Genomic DNA, 21631 nt, shown 5'->3' on the forward strand with positions numbered 1-21631 from the left:
ATTGTTATTTTTTAAATGCAGGATGTTCTTGAATACTTCTTGTTGCTTTAGATTCATCTTCATTCAACTCAGTTGTATCTAGAGAGATATCTTTAGCTAAGCTAACTAACATGGTCATATATTCAACTTCTGCAAAGGATATGATAGAATTTTCACCTTTAGCATTTTTACGAATTATAGTAGTACCATTTTCTTGCCATTCCTTAAACTTACTTTGAAAAAAAACATCTGCTTCCTCTAAGCTAAGACCTTCAGTTAATTCTTGTGTCTCACTCTTTAATTTTTTTACTAATTTATCCTCCAACCAATCAACTTTCTTTGAATTTCCACTTTTAAAATAAAAGACTGCAGAAACGTTAAATTTATTTATTTTCATATTTAAATTCCTCCTAGATTATAATCTTTCATCTACACCTGATCTTACTCTAAAGCTTCAATAGGTTAATTAGTTTGATATGGAATTTATCCTTACAGTTATATATTTATAGTCGTTTTACTTAACTAGAATGTTGCGAACTTATTTCCTAATAATTAAAAACGAGCCAATATCATGAGAAGCATCTATAGGTATTGATATAGTTCCTTTAATATGAGAGTTACTTGATTTGCGAATTGAAATACTTCCCTCTAATCGCGATGCACTTGCTACATAAATAGAACTTTTTATTTCTTCAAACATACTCATTCTAATAATAGCAGTTCCACTAAGAGTATAACTCGCATACTGTCTTGTTAACATTGTAGACATTATTTGTGACATATCAGGGTACACCACTAAAATATTGCTATGAATCTCCATAAATTTATAATAAGTACCATCTGCAAATGGTTCCGTATTTAATACTTTTCCAATTAATAAATTGTATGCTGAGCCGCCAATTAAATTAATATCATGATGTTTCTTTGTATCCATGTGCTCAAACACTAATACAGTACGATTGTTAGAAAAATCATATACCCCACCTAATTTACAAAACACAGGAATGTTATTATCTCGAAAGATAGTTGTAATCATTTCAGGAATTTCACTTTCGAACTGCTCATGATAAGTTTTATATTCCCCTGTCTTTAATATGACATTGTATACTATTCCATCAATCTTAATTTCTAAGTTTTCATCTAAAATAGAAATAACATCCTCCAATTTTTTATCACCGTATATTCTATAACCATGCGGAGTCAATGCCACTTTCTTCACCTCCTAAGAAAATCCAACTTTTAACAGCTTTATTACTCTTTAAAAAGTTTTCTTTGCTTTTAGTTTTGTTTAACTGAAATTTAGTTTGAATAAAACAGAATCATTACTCCTCCTTTTTCATAGTAGCTATCGAAATATCCCTAATAATAGTTGTTAGATTTTAAAAATCTAATATAAAAATAGTTTTTTCTAACCTCTAATTCCATACTTACAAGTAGCCTCCATCTGTTCACTCGATAAATCTATATTTTCTTCCCCCTTTAGATCATTCTACTTTTTCCATCGCAACCTATTAACTTCTCATAACGACAGTTAGTATGCAGATTCAACAAATAGGAGGATTTAAAAATGACAAAAAACAAGTTACTACAGACATCATGTTTCAATTTGAACACTTTAAATCGGGACCCATACTTTGATTCATTACATCAACCTTATTTCTTAAAATTAACCAACAGTCTTTTCTTTGTTAATAGAGTTGGGGTGAATTAAAGTGCCTTCCCAAAGATATATTGACCTTAGAGAAGATAATTTACCTGACTTGCATAACAATGTGTTATTGAAAGCTTGCCAAGAGGATCCTGATTTACTCTCTGAACTTTTATATGAAAACAAAGAATTTCTCTTCTCAATCATTGCTCACTACAAAGGAAGCATTGAATCCCTAAAAAATAAATTCAACGTGGATGAAGAGGAGTTACTTCAACACGCTTATATAGCTGTTATTACAGCTATTAGAGATTTTGATTTTAATAAAGGAATTAAATTTACAACTTATATTTATCGGCCAATTATATGGGAAATTAACCAATTGCTCTATAATGATTCTAGACTAGTACGCTTAAGTCGAAGTGCAGTAGATCTACTCAAACAAATGGAGAAAGTTGAAAATGAACTAGGTTATTTCCCAAAAACTGAAGAATTAGCAAAATTACTTGATGTTACTGTAGAGCGCATTGAAAATGTTCTTCGATTCGCTTCAGAATTAACTTCTTTAAATTCACTTGAAAGCTTTGAACCCGAGGATTACTCAATAGGTTATGAAAGTAAAGTAATGGATAAAATCTATGTAGAAAATCTACTTAAAAACTCCGATTTATCCGAATTTGAAACTCAAGTGATCAATCTTATTATGGATGGTAACAATAACTCACAGATAGCAAAAAAATTAAATGTCTATCCAATGACAGTTAATCGTGCTTTAAACCGTATAAAGAATAAATTAGATAACAACTTTGAGTCAAAACGATTGTCCAAATATGAAAGTGAAATTGGACTAATTGCAGAAGAAATGATCGAATTAAACTGCATAATGAATATAGAACAACTCAAAGATTTATTAGATGTATGTGGTTACACTATAAGCAAGTATAGCTCTCGGGTTTTATATTATATTCGTCAACAAGCTATAAGTCGCTTAGATCAAAACCTATCTGAATGCAATAATTGCTCGCAATAAAACTTAATTAAGAAAGTATATAACAGAAAATAACAGAAAATTCAAACTACAACACTCTTTAAAAATCATTTTAGTTATATATATAAATAAGCAGATTCTTTAAAATAAAGAATCTGCTTATTTATTAAATTTCTTGAATCCACATACCATAGTTAGGAAGAGCTAATTTTAATTTATTAAATGTTTCATCAACCCATGATTTAGTATTAAAATCTCCTACGATAATTCGATAATTATCATTTCCTAAATTCTCCTCCCACAAACCATAACCAGGTAGAATTTCTTTTACTCTATTCATTGTGGAATCCTTCCACTCAGACGTATTAAAGTCACCAAGGTGGATACGATAAAACGTTTTGTTTTCCTCTTCTCCCAAGAACCATTTAAGAGATTTGTCACCATTCAAACGGTTAACATCACAATTCCCAATTCCAGACACATACCCACCTGTTGTATTGTCTGCATATTGCCATAAATCACAACTATATTTCGGCTTATTGCCGTAGCGTGGAACCCATAAAAAATCAGCTTTTACATTACTTAACCCATATTTTTCATACATATGGTGGCTTACATATAAACCAACCTTCCACCCTGCCGCTTTACATGTATCAATAAATGCTTGAGATGCTGCAGCTAATTTACTTGGTCCACAACTTGCGAGTGTATCATCTTCTACATCTAACACTAAGAATCTAGCATTTGGACTAACTCGTGCCATAAAATCTTTCGCTTCCACAATTGCATCATTAACACTCACATAACACCCGTAAGCATATGCTGCATGCGGGATCCCATATGCTTCTAATTTTTGCACATGCTGATTATACAATTTATCACGTTTCAATGAACCATATTGCACACGACAAATAGCAAGATCTAGATTTTTCGCCGCCACAGCCCAATTAATATTATCATTCCATTTTGAAATATCAACAATATATCCCATACTTTAATCCCATCCTTTTTTAACGTAAAATATCAAATTTTTTCAAAAATCCATTCGCATAATTTGCCCCTCTACTTGCCAATAATCCTGCAGATATAATGGATATATATTTTCCATATCCATTCAAGTCAAAGAAGTTTAAATTAAAAGCAAATGCTAAAGAAATACCTACCAAAATAGATAACAGATACGTGAAACGATCTTGAATGGTTCTATTAGGTATCATGTTTTTTAGAATCTCTGTAAGAGATTCTGTTAGAATTGCTAAAATCACTAACAATGCTCCATTCTCTAGCATTGACTGTAAAAGGTCATTCATTTTCTATTCCTCCAATTTAAAATAGTGCATACCAAGTTTGCATACCAACTACACCATCAATAGATAAGAAACTAGAATTACGCTGATACTCTTTAACCTTTTCTTCTGTTTCCTTACCAAATATGCCATCAACACTCACTTTTAACGTTCTTTGAATCGCCTCTATATTCCGTCCCCTATCGCCTTGTTTTATAGGCTTCCCTGGATATGGTCGAACAGGAGGAATTCTCATATACTCTTTTAGTTCTAAGTTGATGTAATTCTTGCCTAATTGAGGTGAACCTGGCTCGATTAAAATACTTTGTCCTTCATACAATGCATGGATGTCCAGTTCTGGATTTAATTTTTTTAAACAATCTGCTTTTATACCAAATTGTGTGGTTAAAGACTGAAGCGTATCAGTTGCACGTATTGTATATAACTTTCCATTTTTGACCGATACCTGTTTAGCTATCATATTGGTTTCCTTTGTACAACTTTCAAACTCGTCTACTACATCCATAATGAATTGATTAAAGCTTTTACCTACAAATTCTAGTCCTTTAGTGGGATCACTTCTCAGCTTAGAATCTAGTACATCATGCCCTATAATATCTCGGCGAGGATTTAGTCCAAACTTATAACAAATATAAGCATGCAGCCAAATATAGCGCTTATACGAATCTACCTTATCAATTTTTTCACCGTAGCATAATTCCACTCCGATGGCAGAATTATTAGCACATGTATCATATAATGCATTACTAGTATTAACATCATAAATTACATGAAAGGCATATTCTGGTTCATGTGTCACAGCAGGTATACACTCAATAATTTGTTTATCATCTACGAGAAAATGTACCGCAGTATTTGATTGATTCTGTGTACGTTGATAATAATCTACACTTTCTCTTGCTGTTAAGTTTGGATGCTCTATACCATGTGCCACAATAAATTGAACATAAATACGATTACCAGGACGCTTGGTTGATCCTTCATCCAGATAATCCGTTTCAATTTCAAATTTTTTCTTAAATCCCACATCAAGACCTCCTCATGCCTGAATAAAACGAAGAACATTAATCTCGTATTGCAATACTTGATTTGCATTATTATAAGGAGAATATTTAATGGTTTAACATTTACTAAGAATAATAAATATATTTAAAATAAAAACATATAGAGGTAGTCCTTGTTTTTAAAATAACTAATTATTCTGAATGCATTTCCCATGAGTCACCTTATTCCGTAATACTATTGCGTCTCCTTTGTACCTCTTCTTTTAATTCTCTATTCGCAGTGGTTAATTCATGCACTTGCGTTTCCAGACTCTCATTACGAGCCGTTAATTGTCTTACTTGTACTTCTAATTGAAGGTTCGCTTTTGTTAATCTAGCAACCTCTAGAGTTAGTTCTTTCACCTGATTTTGATATGTTAACATCATATCTTTGAGTTCAATTCGAAACTGCCTTTCGTCATCAGATAAAGAATGACGGTTTGTACTTGTATCGATACTGGTGTTAGAAGTTGGTTTGTTCTTAGAAGTTAAGTAACCAAAACCTCCTGTAATAAACATGCCTAATACAGAAGCAATTGCAGAAATTAAACTATCTTTCATTAACCGTCACCTACTTTCATCAGCTTAAGATAGAGACCTGCGGCCATAAGTGCCCAAACAAAATAACTTGTACCTGTTGTAGCACTATCACTTAACCATAAGGAAACGGAAACAAATGTCCAAAATCCAATAGAAATTAACAATCCAATACTTCTAATAATCTTATTATCTGTAGCCACCCCATATAATAAGAAGAAAGATATAAATAAGCATTGCATGCCCCATAACTGTTCCGGCATAACTTGCTCCATAGTACTGTATACAGAATTTTTAAATGTAGCAATGGGAGATAACAATAGAACTGCCCACCACAGTGCTATACTGATCAAACCAATTTCAACAAGATTGTATTTTCCCTGTTTAGGCATATATAATAGCCTCCTACTTTTAGAAATTCTCCTACCTTAGACATAACCTAATGTGAATTATTACAAGGTAAAGAGATGTTACACATGAAATACACTCAAAATTTTTATCTCCATGTATTGTCAGAGATAAAACGTATTCCTATTTCATTTATCCTTATAACTTAAGGCAGTTATCACTTTCTATCATTGAGTCTTATCTCGCTTCTTACGTAAACAAGTTAAAACAATTTTCAAGTCAGTATACATAAAACTAACTTTCTACATTGAATATATTTACGCTGTTAAAGAATTTAAGTAGAAAATGTATATATTCCCTCTCACATTACTCAAAAATAAAAAGATTACACCTTTCTTAGAGAAACAATATCTACAATACAATCCGTTAAGAAAAGGTACTTTAATTAAACCATTGAAAGTTCTTTAGACAATGAAATTTGGATTTTACAACAAAATCATAAGAATTTATAGGACTCATATATTTATAAATTTATTATCTTATTCAATACAAATTATAAGAATTTATTCATAAAAAATAGCCTACCCAGTGAAATGGCAGGCTACTTTTCTCTTTTACATTATATAAGCATAAGGATATGCTGTTACGACCTCAATACTACTCTCTAAATTGCTAACACGCTTAATTAAAGCTGTTACCGATATCTGTGATTTATCACTTTGTCTTACAAAGAAATTGTAAGCTTGTAGTTCACTTTTATCGGACTGTCTAACAGCTACTGTTCCAAGTTTATCATATACAGCTGATCGTCTTACTGCAATTGTACTGCTTAAATCTTCCTTATCACTCTGCCTTATAATAACCGTGGAATTTACACTGTAATGTTCAAATGCTTTAACTAAACCAACAAGATTACTATTCGAAGACTGTCTTACGGTAATTTTACCATTAAGTAAACCACCATCTGTTTGAGAATCACCCCATACTCGTACAGTAGCGTTCCCGAACAAATTAACATGATCATAGCAAGCTATTTCACAAGCTAAATCTGCTAAGGCAATTTGTCTTGCAGCAATCATGGAAGGTAAATCACTAACTTGTTTAGCTTGAATAAATCCATTTAATCCGATTTCAGCACTTCGTCTAATACTAATACTTGATTCTTGATTCTGGTTATCCCATATTCGAATAGCTATTGTTCCATCTAGTTGTCCACCATCAAGCCAAGAGTCACCCCATACCCTTACTGCAATAGAGTTTTCTAGTATCACTGCACCAGTTTGTCTTATTCTAATAGAAGAAGCTAAATCTCTATACCGTGGCTTACTAGCAGTAATGCTAGAGAACAAGTTAACCCACGGCCTTACATACCCCTTAATCGGAAGCCTATCTTCAGTATTTTGTTTAACTCTTACATAACCTCTAATATCTATATGACCTATAGCTCTTACAGTTAGTTCTGAATAGAAGTTACCTGAATTTATTTCAAATATACTGTCTAAATCTGAGCTTCTTCTTACTCGCGCATTTAACATGGAAACCAAATTTTTTTGCGCATTAATAGGAATCGTAATAAACGATTGTAAATTACCTGAATTTACTGTTACAATACCTGGAACATCATACATCATGCGTAGATTAATTGAAGAAGGAATTTCCTCCCACCCACCTAGCGGAATATGAATAGTCGCAGGAAGATTGTTCTCATTATTTTGTCTTGCAATTACATGGCCATTTAATAAAGATTTCTCCCAAACATTAATGTACGTTTTTAAATTAGGATTTCCTATGTTACCATAACCTTCTAAATCCACTCTATACTTAACGTACATTTCAGAATGTTGATCCGTACATTCTTCAACCCTAATTCCAATTGTACTATCTAATTCAACTCGCTCTTTAACATCTAAACTACCAGGCAACTCAAAACTACGTGTGATTTCAAATTCCATGAGTAGATTATTTTGCAAGTCAGTATCATTAGACCATACTCTTATATCAAAATTAGAAATGAGATCATCCCTATAAAGAACATAAACACTAGAGACTTTATTATTTTCAGTAATACTCATAGTAGAGACTATTTGCCCACCATTAACTATAGGGTTCCCCCATACACGAGCGGTAATATTAGTGCTCAAATCATTTCTATAAAGAACATAAATCCTCGAACGTTTTTCTATTTCATTGGCACGAATATAACCATCAAGGTCAGATGCACCTATTGTTTTAATAGCTATTTTTGCAAGAATTTCACTAAAATCTTTTTGTCTAGATACAATACTACCTATAATTTGTGGATGGTTAATCCAAATTCGGGATTCTAACTCCCTAGGTTGATGAACATGTAAACTAGATGATAGATTACCAAATCCTTTATTATCTCTAACAAGAATGTTACCAATTAAATCTTTTACCTTATTTTGAATAATTGTGATTTCTGCTGAAATATACGCATGATCATCAGAATATATCTGCATGTCATAGTATGTAACTTCTAACTCTGGTCTTCGCTCGATTGCTTCTTTTGTATAAAATCCTCTAGATAAATTTTCGGACTCTTCTACTGCCCGCACTAAGAAACCAAGGTTAGGTTTTTCATATATATGCCACTTCTTAACTAACTGCGTAACATCAAACTCTACGTATCCAGCTGCTCCACCTATTACTCTAGTTACAGAAAATCCATCTATTGCAGCTTGAGGTTGGTTAGCCCACGTTACACCTGTTTCATTCCATTGACTATTACTTTCAATGACCTGGACAGACTGAGAACCTTGTCCTCTCCCATCATAATACAGTCGTAAAATAGCTTTACCTATTTCAGTATTTACTGTAGGTATTGTTGAAATATCAAATCCCACAAGGGAACGATATTTCTCAGGAAACGGTGATCCAGTCCTACCTATATACATCTGTGTTTCTGAACCATAGTTTAATTTCGGGAAAAACTCACGAACAAATGCATCCTTATTCGGATACAGTTTCATATTAAACTTTGGCCTTTCCATCATGCCATAACTAGCCCTTAATACGAATGGCTTAGAGACAAACAATTTACATTGTAAATTTTCAGTTACTCTAATCGATAACTCAGATGATAACCACTCAAAATAAATAGGCGCTATTTCATAGGTAGCCATCATACTGTTTTTCAAATTAATGAACATGTCTCCATATAATTCATTCCACTCTTTAATCCCTAAATCCATAGGTAAATCTGCTATAAAGATTGGAGAAATTTCATAACTGGCAGACATTATTCCTTTTACAGCTACCGTTAAGGTACCATCGAGCTCTGAAAGACTAGTAATAGTAATTTTTGAAACCAAATCATCTATGATAATCCCAGACATACCATACTGTGCTCTCATGGATGAACGGGTCGTTACGTTAATGGTAGAGAGAAGTTCCTGTACAGCTCTTACAGTAAGATTTGCAGGGAAATCTCTAATGGTAATACCATCTACTCCATAGGTTGCTCTTATATATGAATTAGTCGAAATGTGTATACTTGATTCCAAGTTATTCGTACCCATTACAAAAATCTCGGAATAAAGATCACTATAATACGAAGGCTCAGTAAAGTATGTAGCCCTTACCAATCTATCTACATTTATATTAACTCCAATATTGGAAGGTAAATCTTTAAAATATGTTACAGAAATAGCACCTTTAAAGTCATGATATGAAGCTTTGTCCATTTCATACTTAGCAGACAAATGAATTTCTTTCATATTCACTATAATGTTTGATTTTAAATGTGCAGGATACGTCAATACATTTACTTCAGAAAGTAAACTTGAAATATATTGTTCATCAATCTCATAATGACCTACTAATTTGACATAAGGATTAATAGATATATTTGAAAATAGATTATTATGTGTACATACTCTAATTTCTGATTTTAAATCGCTAGATCCATAACCCTCCATATTATATTCAGAACGCATATAACTGATAGGATTGATATTCAATGTACATCTTAAATCTTTTTGGAAATGTGTAACACTAATTGTAGCAACTAAATCGTTTTCTCCGAATTTATCAATCTCATAGTTAGCGGCTATTCTAATACTTGGATTAATTATAATAGAACTTATCATATCTTCAGGTTTCATAATATCTATGAAGCCTTTTATATTTTGACTATCTACTTTGGCTGTCTCATATTTCGCTGTTGCTTGAGACATTATGCTTACATTTAAGGTAGCTTCTATCTCATCACGCCATAATACTAATCCCTTAGAAGATAGTTCACTTTTATTGTCGGTAATAAGAAAACCTGCATTATAACTATTCGTTACCTCATCCCAACTAAGTGACCTTTGATATATTCTAAAAGTTGCTATATTTCCTTCAAAATAACTATTATTTGCTGTTGATGATTTACCTAATACTAATGGGGCTGTTGTATTAACATATTCCCCCAATACAGGTAAGCTAAAGCCCTGCGGAGCTGCATTGATCATACCCCATAAGCGTTCTCCATCATACAGTAAAGTTATGTGTTGCCAAGCCTTTACGTTAACTTCAGTAAAAACAAAAGACATTTTCTTTGTTTCTGTCGTTATTTGAACCCGAATTTCACGAGTATCTAAGTCAAAATAAAGTGAAAACCCTCGTTCACTCCCCGCACCATAAGATGCGATATAACCTGACTTAACTGGTTTGACCCAAGTTTCAAAAGTAAAACCTGAGTCTGTTGGCAGTAATTCCAAATGATTAGGGATTACCACGTGATTGTTAAGGCCGTTAAAGTAAAGTGAATAAGGATCCGTAGGTATATTCATACCTGTCCAAGTTTTATCTTGCGAGAAGTTAAAACTTATCAAACTTCCGTTATGCCCTTTTCTTGCTAAATCAAACCAAGAATTAACAGGGATTGTATTTACACCCTGTGAATAACCTTGGTTAGCTAACGCAGAGTGTAAATGTAAGGTCAGTCCCTTTAACGGATATGCCATTCTAATCACATCCAATCCCATTGTATTGAGATGAAAAGCTCATTAAGCAGGACTTGCTTTTGCCTTCATATCAAATGTACCACCCTCTGTAACTGTAACTTCGGACAAAAACCTAATATAAAACTGTCTAGCATCTCCAATAGGTATAGTTCCAGAGAAAGGTATTTCACTTACAGGTACGAAAGGATTGTTTGATAAACTTAGTTGGACTGTAATACCTGGTTTTACTGTAGGTGGATCGACCCAAACTTTCATATCCTTAACAGGGAAATCAGCATTATTCTGCAGCCATATGGGATAAGCTTCTGAGGTACTACCAGCTACCAGTGTCCCATACTCTAAGTATCTTAGTATGTTACCGGCTTCATCAGTATAATACAGGCCTATTTCATTCCTAAAACCTAGTATTGGTAATTTTGGTGGAATGTGTTTAATTAGTACCGGATCTCCATCTCGATTTTTTTCATCAAACGTCCAAGTATTTACAAAATCATAGGCATTGTAAGTGGAAGGATGTCGAATTTCTGGTGTATATTTGGCTTGAAAATTGTAATACGTGCTGGCTGACACCTTATTCTTATTATAAAAACTGTTACTAACTTGCCAACTACTACTGAAGTAATATGATAGGTCTATTGCTTGTCCACTATAAACACGATCTGCTTCCGCTCTTAATAAATTAGAAGCAGAAGCAGTACCCGTAATAATGACTCGGGAAATATTGACATTCCATACACCTTTTCTAGCAGTATCACTGTTATAGTAATCATCTTTTCTATAGTGAATTGCAGCTATAGTCCCCCCAGCACTTGCCTTACTCATATCTGCATGGACCACACAATCATTTATCTTTATCAGTTGATTGGAAGAATTTGAATAAGTTGTATAAGCTATATTTCCAATAATTCCTCCCATATATCCACTGACTTGATCAAAAATTCCTGAAACAGTACAATTAGAAATAGTAGCTTTCATATCTACACAGCCAACTATACCACCAAAGTAACCGCTTTGTTGCTGTATTGGTGCATCAAATAGACAATTATCAATAACCGCATCGTTAGTTGCCAAACCTACTAAACCACCTGAACCATTTCCATCACTTGCACTAGAAAAAGTCTTGTATGAAAAAGAATTAAACATCCTTACACTCACATTAAGTAATTTTGCTTTATTCATGGAACCTGCGATAATACCACAATGGTTTCCTACTTCCATATCAACATCAATAATTATAAGATCCTTAACAACTGCATTAGTTGATAATGTTTCGAACATTCCACATTTAGAAGTAGAACGTCTACGCATATAAAGCCCACCTATAGCTTTATTGTTACCGTCCAACGTCCCTTCGAAGCTATTAGCCCACCAACCAGTTTCATGATTAGTCATGCCATCTCCAATTGGAAGCCAACCAGGACCCGATTTGGGATAGTTCAGTATAATATCATTTTCCATACGAAAATGTTTGTCCGCGAAATGACGGACTTGTTCTAAATCAAATTGATTATAAATGAGGAACGGATCATTTGAAGTACCTTTACCTTTCCTATACTTAATAAACTTCCTATTCTCAGGATATCCTTTATTAACTTTATAATCGCCAATATGCCAATAATTCTGATAATCAAACGAGTATGAAGAAGCTTTTTTCATGTCTGCTTCATTAAGTGCAGTGCCTCCACCTTTAGCTACTCCGCCTTGTTTTGTAAGATTGTAATAGCAAGAATATATGCTGCTTCCTGAACCTACAAACCCCCCATGATACGAAGCATTTTTAGCAACTGTTAAATCAGTAACAGAACCTGTTGAGAAACATTGAGATACAGATCCACCATTAACAATTCCTAAAAAACCACCACAGTTATTACCTGAAGACATCACATCCGCATGACTATAGCTTCTTACAATTCTCCCTGCATTTTGGTAACCAACTAAGCCACCTGTATATTGAGCAGAGCTCCCCTCATTTTTAACTGTTCCCGAAATTACGGCACAATCTTCAACATCTCCATCAGACTTTCCTACTAAAGCACCTACCATTGATCCGTTGGCCACAATATTTACATTAACTAATCGAACACGCTTAATAGTCCCCCCGGTTTGTTCACCAAACAAACCCACATTAGATTGGGTACGATTAATATATAAATCTTTAATATCATATCCCGCACCATCATAATAACCTTTAAAGCTAGTAATTGGAGCAAAACCAGAACCAGTTTGATAACTAGTCATAATAATATCCTTTGTTTGCGTGTAGTAAGCACCTAAGTTACTTCGGACATTATTTAAATCCTTTTCATCCTCAACTAAATAGGGACTAGATTGTGTTCCCCCTCCACCAGAGAAATGGTCAACATATATATATGTCTTACCTTTTTCTTTTACAAAGTATGGTCTTTCTTGATCCTTTTCTGTCTTTTGTTTAATAAAGACAATTAAAGGATTTCCATCTTTGTCCGGATCAGTAGCAATAAATACTTTGTCGTAGTCATCTTGTGGTAAAATAATAACGCCACTTGTTTCAGATGCCCCGTCTACCCAAGTAAATTCCCTCGGCAAAACAATACCTGCTTCAGAGATTAAATTAGATAAATCGCGAACTCGTTCACGACTTCGTACAGAAATACCTGTCGGATCATCTGTATCTAAAATAATTTCACTGTCCAGATGAACTTCTTGAAATGTTGAATATACTAGATTTAAATCTTCATCACTTACTACATTTTCAATATCACACCATTCGTTTTCTACTAAGATTTGAACTGGTATATTAAATGTTTTTAAGTGAACTTTCTTATCTATAACTTCTATTGTGTAGTTTCGAATCGTTTCAGTATCTTTTACTACACTCCCATCCATGTTATAAGACGTACCATAAAGGATATTTAGAAGTTGATCTCTTGTTAACTTTACTGAATGATCCAATTCAATTCACCACCTATATTAGGTTCAAGAGGCGCTTTAGTTTCAAAAGCTACTCGTCCATTATTTACTATAATCACTTTTCCATCTAATTTCTGATCAGCTACCATTCGTAAATTAATCATGGCAGGTTGATTAAGTGGAAGTTTTACAATGGGCTTAAAATGAAAGTTAATACCTTCTACATTAATATTCGTTTTATAACCTAAGCTGTAATGAGTGATACGATTCGATAACATTCCGTTTCCCTGAAAACCAGCTACAAGTCCTGATGCTTCTGCATCTTTAAATGTGATAATATCGTTAATGTCATACTTAAAATCGCCATTTAAAGGTATAGTTTTTCCATCAAACTCATAAAAGAACTGAATGCGATGACCTGCTATACTGAAAATACCATCACGTTCAAAATAAATTTTATTACCATGACCAATTAACCCGAATCTGAAAAGCTTATTTCTATCAATCTTATAAAAGCTATTCTCTTCTTTTGTATTAAAATCAAATTCTGGGAGATGAGTACCGTCAGGATACTCAGCCACCCAGATAAAATCCTGTGCCACAGGAGAATGTGTATATTTATCATTTTGTAAAATCAATTTGCTTCCCCCTACCTCATTGCATTGAAGTAACTATTTTTTATACGTACTGATATGCAACACGTGTTAAGAATGCTACGTTTCCTGCTGTCGCGTTACCTGGAACATTGGCACGAAGGATAACTTCTGCATAGTTACCTTTTGCACTAGTTTTATTACCATCATTTTTAACACCTAAAATTTCATTTGCATTTGGAGAAAACGTACCATCAGTATTCGTTGAATTTCCTCCTGCTTGGATTGGATGAGTAGAATTACCTCCAATAGGTGTACGACCAGTTTCAGCTGCCGATGCAACAGTCACCTCAACCCATTTATTTGTTACTAACTCACCCGTATTACCCCCTGCACTATCTTTTGTCGTAATAGTACAGTTTGTCATAGTAGATAAATCTGTTGTTCCCGTAAAGTTATTCCAAATTAATACTCCAAAATCAGAGGAAGGTGTTCCTGCATCAATGGTCCCAATATTCCAAGACGGTACAGCTCCTGAGTTGTCTTGTTTTCTCCAATTCACTTGTGGTGCTGGCATATAAATGACCTCCTAATTTTTATTTACACTTTAATTATCGCTACATCTCTTTATAAAGTTGTGATGAATTATTTATTATTCTTCGAGAGCTAATTCAACTACCAACTCTACAGTAATATCTTTTACGCCCTTACCTACCTCTTTGATATTGATTCTAAAGTGATCATCACGATTAACAGCTAGTTGTGACGGTTTAAAAGAATATGGTGTAGAGGACGTACGATTAGATTTGCTCTTTCCATCAATAACAAGTTCATCAGCAAGAATGCTATGCCAAATAGGTGTTGTATCATATGAACTTTGACTGCATCTTTCAATGTCAATACACGTTTTTGATTCTCCCATTGTGCCGCACGTTACATACGCATCAATTAACTCTCCCTTATAAGGGAAACGTAATTCTGTACGAACAATACCTACTTGTACAATAGATGGCACAACAAATACCATCACTTTATCGTCAAGCTTCCGTATACGCCTGTTATTGAGATGTGCTCTATTGTAAGCAATAAAATCCATAAATTTATCCTCCTTATAAATCGAGGTATGCACTGTCATTATAAGAACTTTCCATTGGAAATTAACAAAGGGATAGACTTAGCTATCCCCTCGTACTGTTGTCTTTAATAGTCTTCTAGTTGCAGGATCATATGAAAATTCCCTTGTAACCTGTTGAGATAGACTTCCAAGACCATCTGTATAATATACAGTCTCTGTTTTCAATTCACCCTTTACCATAGGTGCCTCGTTCTCATAATACGTAAACTCTCGAATAATAGTATGATCTCCCGTGATAATTTCACGAATAATTTGACCTCTTTCGTTATATTCATAATCTATATCTACACTAGAATTTCCACCGTACACCAATTCTAACTGGCGTTGTATTTCATCTAGACGTGCATCTAATGAAATATGAGGCTTATCACTCTCTCTGAATTGCCGAGCATCATAAACTTCCTTTTGTAAGTCATAAAATTGGGTTCCACTAATAGTAGCTTGCCCTCTACTACAATATTGGTTTTTATACACTTCTATGTACACCTCATCACCAATTTGTAGCTGTATAGAACGCTCTTCATTTTTTGAACCTACACCTAAATGGATGTGATAATCATCCAGCTCAATATAATCAACTCCGCTTAGTAAACGCCGGCCATTATAATACACTTTTAATAACCCTTTATTTGGTTCATAAGTATGACCAACTGGTAAAATAGGATTTGATGTACCATATGTTTTCACGAAATCTTGATCAACAACGTGTAATATTTCATCCCAATCTTTTGTGATAGGACTATATCTATGGAGCTTCATTCTTGTTCCCATTTAGCCACCCCTTATTCGTTTCTTATTTCCAAGAAGAAGTGCGAAGGTCTCATCTGTTGTTTTATTTTTTCAGGATCGGTTGTATCGACCCTAGCAATTCTCACCCAAAAATCCTTTGATTCTCCCTCATGTAACGTTCCTATACGTATTGTTGTATCTTCATATTGATTAGGAGTACCGTTGCTGTCTGTGGCAAGGTCACACCATTCCCAGCCAAACTCTTTGTTATAAACAGCAATCTGAATTTCAATATTCTCCGCTACATTTCCCGAAGTATCGTTTAAGACAGTCAATTTTTGTTCAATTATGTCACTTTTCAGTGCACCTAAATGTGTAGCTTTTGTTTCACTTAACTCTTGGCCTTTCCATTTGACTTTTAAGTTTGTACCTCTTAAAAACAAATCTCCGCCGTACATTTCAGCGTATTCTTTTTGTTCATCTATTAAAACATACTCACCAGTCTCACTCTTATCGTAAACTCTAATTTTCCCCTTAAAAGGAATGGTAGGTAATTCAATCTCTATACCTGAATATCCATCTGGAACTATTTGAGTAGTTACAACATTTCTTTCATAATCAATAAGCTCAACTTTATAAAAGCTATTTAAATTACCCACACTAATATTAGTACCCTTACACAGGATAACCCTTTCTACAATAAGGGGGGTATACCCATCCCTTGGCGTACCTTTTAATACAACTCCAGCCATAGCTGGATCGATACAAATTGTTGAGTCAAATAACTCCCACGCATTTCCTCGCTCTGCAAAAAAGGTCCACAGATTTTGTTTTTTTACTGTTCTCCAAATATTATAGGTATTCTCATGAATGCTATCTTCACTTTCCAAAAACTCAACTTTCTCAAGAGCGTTCTTCCAAATAACAAGACCACCTTCATCTCCCAAATATTTTGGTGTATAGTTCGAATGCACTTGTAGTAACAATTCATCTTCATTTTGAGGAAGAGAAAAAAGAGCATTTGTACTTCTATCAGTAGAGTTGTGTTTAAGTACTAATTGTTTATCAGAATCACTGTACGTATAAGAGTCAGTAGGGGATACGATCCAACGTGAATCAAGTGTTTCAAAATTATCATCAAAAATAAGTCCAGTCTGAACCCTATGAATGCTCAATAGTAACTTCCTCCTATCGCGTCTTCTTGATATTCCAACCATTCCATGCAGGGAATGGTTTACCCATAATGAGCCATACTTTATCCTTTTCTTTTTCATCCCATGGCTTATCTGGTTCAGGTAAGCCTATACCTGTATCATCTTCATCAATTACATTCATTTCATGCTGTCTTTCAATATTTAAATCAACTTCATTTTCTATAGAAATTATATTTGAATTCGAATGCATTCCCTCATCAATCTCATCAATAAATCCATAATTCCTTTTATTAATATTTAACAATTCATCATCTTCTATAGACATTGTATTTAATATTAATTTTTTCGTTGTAGTTTCACTATCTATTGTGATATTTGAAGCAGAATTAATGTTTATCTGTTCTTCTTCATCCAGTATCATTATAGTTTCATTACTTGAACTTCCCTCTTCTTCTTGGAAAATCCTTATTTTCTTCTTATTTACCTGTTCTGTTTGCATTTCATCTTCTATTGTCATTTTTCTATTTTTACGTAATATTGTTTTATCAAATTGTTCTTCGATAACATCTAAGAATACATTACATTCTGCTAAGGTACTTTCTTCTACCTCTGTATCTACATGAATTCCCGAAATTGCCATTTCATTATTGTTTATAATTGAATCTGTTTCTTGACTATTACTCGCAAAATCATAGTGATTTATAGTAGTTTCGCAATTACTTTCTGAACCTGCAAACTCTATTTCTTCTAATGTTGTTTCTCTATCATTACCACTATTTACGAATTCAATTGTTGCAATATCCACTTCATTTGATGCATTGTGATCTGCTAAATTCGCATCTATAACTACAGTGTCTATAGTTGCACCCATTTCACCTTTAATAGTAGGATCAATAATTGACTCATAGGTATCTCCCAAACTCATAAGAACCCCATCAGTAACTACAACTCCAATTTCATTTGTTTGATTACCTGAAACTGTATCTTCAATGGTAGCATCCTTTTCTTTCCCTACATTGGTTAGTACTTGATTGTTCATTTCAATATCAAATATGTTAAACAGATGAGCTAAATGTTTTCTTTCTACTGCAACGTGGACTTCACTTCCACTTAATGCGTTTTCTACATCTTGTATCATTGTTTCATATTCTTTATGAATAATTAATGGTTCTACCTCTTCTATTAACGTTTCATAAGTCTCTCCTACTATACCTTCTGATACATAATCCAATAGAATACCATTGTCTTTTTCAGCCATATTTGACATTGTATTTTCCTTATAGACAACACTATCAATTATCCCATCAGATTTTGCTGTACTTAGATTAATGAGGTAATTTTCCTCTTCACGAAGATTTTGAAATGCTCTATCGTCACTTTGCATATACACTTCTAGCGTATCTTCCAGATTCATATCTAGTAATTTATTGACGTGTAATTCTTCTTCGCGTTCAATTTGGTCTGCTATCTCACCATTTTGCACATACGTTTCTAGTGTTTTTTCAAGATTCATGCTTAGCATTTTATCGACATGCAGTTCTTCTTCACGTTGTAATTGGTCTAATCTATCCATACTTTGCACATGCATTTCTAACGTTTCTTCCAGATTCATGCCTAACAATTTCTCTACTATTGTTTCTTCTTCGCGTTCAATTTGGTCTGCTATTTCACCACTTTGCGCATACGTTTCTAGTGTTTTCTCCAAATTCATACTTAGTGGTTTATCGACATGTAGTTCTTCTTCACGTTGTAATTGATCCAATCTATCCATACTTTGCACATGCATTTCTAGCGTTTCTTCCAGATTTATGCCTAACAATTTCTCTACAGCTGTTTCTTCTTCGTATTCAATTTGTTCTGCTATCTCACCACTTTGCGCATACGTTTCTAACGTTTTTTCAAGATTAGTGCTTAATAGCTTCTCGACATGTAGTTCTTCTTCGTTCATTCGTTTTGCTTTATTACTATTTTGTACATACGTCTCTAGCGTTTCTTTTCTATTTTCATTTTGTTCTGCCATATTACCGCTTTGCACATACGTTTCTAATATCTTTTCATGTTTCGAACTAACTAACTTCTCAATATATACCTGTTCTTTATGATCAGTTTGATCCGCTCTACTACTATCTAATAAATACAAGTCTCTTGTATTATCTAGAACAGCATTAATTAGATATATTTCATTCAGCTCTTCTTCTCGTTCTGCAAGCGCTGCTGAATCGTTATTTTGAATATAGGTTTCAACTATATTTTCTAATTCCAATCCAATTAGATTATCAACATGAGCTTTTTCTTCTCTCTGTATATCATCTGCTATCATGTGGGCTGACACATCAGTATTCAATACCTTTTCACTTTTAGCATCTAAAAAATTCACTAAATTTATTTCTTCTTCTTGTTTCAATTGATTTACTACATTACTATCTTGAATATAAGATTCAAATATCTTTTCAAGTTTTGAATTGATTAGTGTGTCTTGCTGAATTTCCATGTTCTTTTCGGGTTTATTTACTACACTTTGTTCTTCTACATAAAGTTCTAAATTCTTCTCTATCTCCCCAAAATCTCCATAGTCATTCGAAATATCAACTACGATTTCTCTTTGATCACTTAAGATAGTCGTTGAAATAAATGTGTCAAATTCTTTATCTAGATGATACTTAATTTCATTTTCTATAGTTATCTCATAATCAGCTACACTATTTTTAACAGAAATATTTTGTTCAATTTTTGTTTCATTTGTTTTTTTCTTTTCACTCTTTTTTACTACATGTGTAACCACTACATCTTCACATTGTTCCAACACACTTGAAGAAAAACCATCTATTTTAGCGTCCTTTAATAAAGAGTGAGTTTGCATTGTATTTAACTCGTTAAGTTCAACATCTATCATATCCTCATTGCTAAAGACCTGTTCTATAGCTATTAATTCCCCTTTAAAAGCAAAACGATTAGCGCCATTCTCTAAATTATTCAAATGGCCATTTTGAATCTGGAATGTTTCACCGGAATTTATAACAACCTTTTCACCAACTTGGTAATTTCTATCTCCACTAAGTAGATTTAACTTTTCTGCTTCACGAATAAATTCTGTGCTATCCAATAAAGTAGTAACATTCGCTTGATAATGACTACTAAAGTTACTATTTAATACTGAATCTTCAAATCCATACTTAAATGATTTGCTTTGTGTTTTTTCCATATCCAGTGACTCAGAACCAGAATGGTAAACCTGACCTAATTCGAATCCTGATAAATTATTTTGAACATTTTTATACTTATCTGCAATGATAAATTTCTCACTATTCTTCGTATACTGATAAGATTTACTATCTTCCATTCTATGAATTAGCTGTTTTACAGACTTGAAAGAGGTACTACCAATATACTGACTAAAATCATTCAAAGTATAATTCACATTTGCCCTTGGTACTGTCATTGAATCTACTCTTACGTCTGAAATATTCTTACCTGCACCTAAACCCTGAATAATTACATCATGTACGTTTTGTGTTTCATCTAATGAAGCTTTCTGATTCATTAATCTATAGACTTCACTCGCTTCACTTAATGCAGCTATATGAGACACACCCTCGTAAATTTTAGGTTCAATATACGCCTCATATACATCAAATGGGACTAATCCATATAAATGATAATTCCCTCTACTATCCTGAGAAACGTTTCCTTCTAATGCAATTAAAGATCCTGTTTCCGTATTTGCAATCTTACTTGATAACAGCTTATTTCCATTACTCATTTCATGCTTTTGTAGAAAACCTAAAATTCCTTTATAGGATTCACCTATATCTCCTAAATTCAGAACGCCTTGAATTGGTGTATCTTTTCCTTTTAATATTCCTTCATCATGATAACTTGTAAAAATAACTTTAAAGTTCTCAATCTTATTGGGCTCTTTCCCAAATTCACTTAATTTGTTACCCTTATCCAATTGGCTATAGAGAGCATCCCAAACCACTTTTAAAAAATTAGCTTTTGCTATTTCTACAACTTTCTCGCCATATTGTAAGGTTAGTAATCTTTCTCCCGTATTAATTTTCCCACTTTTAAATAATACATCTGCTAACTCTTTTACTTGATTATGACCAAAACTCGGTAATAACTCGAGTAGTTCTAAACTAATATTTTCTCCAATTAACTCTTTCAAAAAGCCAAAATCATAAGAATTCCTTTCACTATAAACCCTCTTATTACTTCTCTTAAATTCAAATGGAGTTTCTGTATCATTCATCGACTTTTTACTAGATTTCAAGTCATATTTGTTTAGTTTCTTAACTAGATTTGTGTTTA

The 21631-nt window shown here is 33.3% G+C and carries 16 protein-coding genes; 1 reads left to right on the forward strand and 15 read right to left on the reverse strand.

Going from position 1 to position 21631, the window contains the following annotated elements; genetic code table 11:
• Window positions 1-4 precede the first annotated feature (4 nt).
• Together AB6801_RS03380 and AB6801_RS03385 are read right to left on the reverse strand one after the other, a co-directional pair.
• Complete coding sequence (locus AB6801_RS03380; RefSeq protein ID WP_088047530.1) at window positions 5-376, reverse strand: hypothetical protein; 372 nt, start codon at window positions 374-376, stop codon at window positions 5-7.
• A gap of 141 nt (window positions 377-517) precedes the next feature.
• Entirely contained in the window at window positions 518-1189 is a 672-nt protein-coding gene (locus tag AB6801_RS03385; RefSeq protein ID WP_053514172.1) for a hypothetical protein, read from the reverse strand.
• Between the two features lie 502 nt (window positions 1190-1691).
• Between AB6801_RS03385 and AB6801_RS03390 the strand changes: the two genes are divergently transcribed.
• Window positions 1692-2657 carry a sigma-70 family RNA polymerase sigma factor gene (locus tag AB6801_RS03390; protein WP_097999167.1) on the forward strand — a complete coding sequence of 322 codons (966 nt, stop codon included), beginning with the start codon at window positions 1692-1694 and terminating at the stop codon, window positions 2655-2657.
• A 124-nt stretch (window positions 2658-2781) separates the two neighbouring features.
• Here AB6801_RS03390 and AB6801_RS03395 read toward each other — a convergent pair whose 3' ends face one another.
• The 13 genes from AB6801_RS03395 to AB6801_RS03455 form a co-directional block, all read right to left on the reverse strand.
• A complete protein-coding gene (locus tag AB6801_RS03395) occupies window positions 2782-3606 on the reverse strand; it encodes a GH25 family lysozyme (RefSeq protein ID WP_053514173.1) in 825 nt (274 codons plus the stop codon).
• Between the two features lie 19 nt (window positions 3607-3625).
• On the reverse strand, window positions 3626-3925 hold the full coding sequence (locus tag AB6801_RS03400; protein WP_000998964.1) for a hypothetical protein: 300 nt from the start codon (window positions 3923-3925) through the stop codon (window positions 3626-3628).
• 16 nt (window positions 3926-3941) lie between these two features.
• Window positions 3942-4949, reverse strand: coding sequence for an N-acetylmuramoyl-L-alanine amidase (locus tag AB6801_RS03405; protein WP_097999166.1), 1008 nt, complete (start codon window positions 4947-4949; stop codon window positions 3942-3944).
• A 199-nt stretch (window positions 4950-5148) separates the two neighbouring features.
• A complete protein-coding gene (locus AB6801_RS03410; RefSeq protein ID WP_000655296.1) occupies window positions 5149-5526 on the reverse strand; it encodes a hypothetical protein in 378 nt (125 codons plus the stop codon).
• Window positions 5526-5894, reverse strand: a complete 369-nt coding sequence (locus AB6801_RS03415; protein ID WP_001125914.1) for a hypothetical protein — start codon at window positions 5892-5894, stop codon at window positions 5526-5528. Before AB6801_RS03415 ends, AB6801_RS03410 begins: the two co-directional genes overlap by 1 nt.
• A 570-nt stretch (window positions 5895-6464) precedes the next feature.
• Complete coding sequence (locus AB6801_RS03420; protein ID WP_097999165.1) at window positions 6465-10820, reverse strand: DNRLRE domain-containing protein; 4356 nt, start codon at window positions 10818-10820, stop codon at window positions 6465-6467.
• 42 nt (window positions 10821-10862) lie between these two features.
• Window positions 10863-13751 (reverse strand): fibroblast growth factor, encoded by a 2889-nt coding sequence (locus AB6801_RS03425; RefSeq protein WP_097999164.1) that lies wholly within the window; start codon window positions 13749-13751, stop codon window positions 10863-10865.
• Window positions 13736-14347 (reverse strand): hypothetical protein, encoded by a 612-nt coding sequence (locus AB6801_RS03430; RefSeq protein ID WP_000602965.1) that lies wholly within the window; start codon window positions 14345-14347, stop codon window positions 13736-13738. Before AB6801_RS03430 ends, AB6801_RS03425 begins: the two co-directional genes overlap by 16 nt.
• A gap of 40 nt (window positions 14348-14387) precedes the next feature.
• Entirely contained in the window at window positions 14388-14879 is a 492-nt protein-coding gene (locus AB6801_RS03435; protein ID WP_001111329.1) for a hypothetical protein, read from the reverse strand.
• Window positions 14880-14954: 75 nt separating this feature from the next.
• A complete protein-coding gene (locus AB6801_RS03440; protein WP_000345538.1) occupies window positions 14955-15398 on the reverse strand; it encodes a hypothetical protein in 444 nt (147 codons plus the stop codon).
• Between the two features lie 78 nt (window positions 15399-15476).
• Window positions 15477-16208 carry a hypothetical protein gene (locus tag AB6801_RS03445; RefSeq protein WP_000537241.1) on the reverse strand — a complete coding sequence of 244 codons (732 nt, stop codon included), beginning with the start codon at window positions 16206-16208 and terminating at the stop codon, window positions 15477-15479.
• An 11-nt stretch (window positions 16209-16219) separates the two neighbouring features.
• Window positions 16220-17341: a hypothetical protein gene (locus tag AB6801_RS03450; protein ID WP_000022191.1), complete on the reverse strand. Its 1122-nt coding sequence runs from the start codon at window positions 17339-17341 to the stop codon at window positions 16220-16222.
• 13 nt (window positions 17342-17354) lie between these two features.
• Window positions 17355-21572, reverse strand: coding sequence for a ring-infected erythrocyte surface antigen domain-containing protein (locus AB6801_RS03455; protein WP_370941030.1), 4218 nt, complete (start codon window positions 21570-21572; stop codon window positions 17355-17357).
• Window positions 21573-21631: the final 59 nt, after the last annotated feature.

The sequence above is a fragment of the Bacillus sp. RCC_6_1 genome, assembly GCF_041360755.1.
Classification (GTDB): Bacteria; Bacillota; Bacilli; order Bacillales; family Bacillaceae_G; genus Bacillus_A; species Bacillus_A cereus.

Coding starts and splice junctions, on each gene's coding strand:
- AB6801_RS03435 (WP_001111329.1), bottom strand. CDS start 14,879: ATGCCAGCACCACAAGTGAATTGGAGAAAACAAGACAACTCAGGAGCT.
- AB6801_RS03410 (WP_000655296.1), bottom strand. CDS start 5,526: ATGAAAGATAGTTTAATTTCTGCAATTGCTTCTGTATTAGGCATGTTT.
- AB6801_RS03395 (WP_053514173.1), bottom strand. CDS start 3,606: ATGGGATATATTGTTGATATTTCAAAATGGAATGATAATATTAATTGG.
- AB6801_RS03380 (WP_088047530.1), bottom strand. CDS start 376: ATGAAAATAAATAAATTTAACGTTTCTGCAGTCTTTTATTTTAAAAGT.
- AB6801_RS03415 (WP_001125914.1), bottom strand. CDS start 5,894: ATGCCTAAACAGGGAAAATACAATCTTGTTGAAATTGGTTTGATCAGT.
- AB6801_RS03400 (WP_000998964.1), bottom strand. CDS start 3,925: ATGAATGACCTTTTACAGTCAATGCTAGAGAATGGAGCATTGTTAGTG.
- AB6801_RS03445 (WP_000537241.1), bottom strand. CDS start 16,208: ATGGGAACAAGAATGAAGCTCCATAGATATAGTCCTATCACAAAAGAT.
- AB6801_RS03455 (WP_370941030.1), bottom strand. CDS start 21,572: ATGAATGATACAGAAACTCCATTTGAATTTAAGAGAAGTAATAAGAGG.
- AB6801_RS03420 (WP_097999165.1), bottom strand. CDS start 10,820: ATGGCATATCCGTTAAAGGGACTGACCTTACATTTACACTCTGCGTTA.
- AB6801_RS03440 (WP_000345538.1), bottom strand. CDS start 15,398: ATGGATTTTATTGCTTACAATAGAGCACATCTCAATAACAGGCGTATA.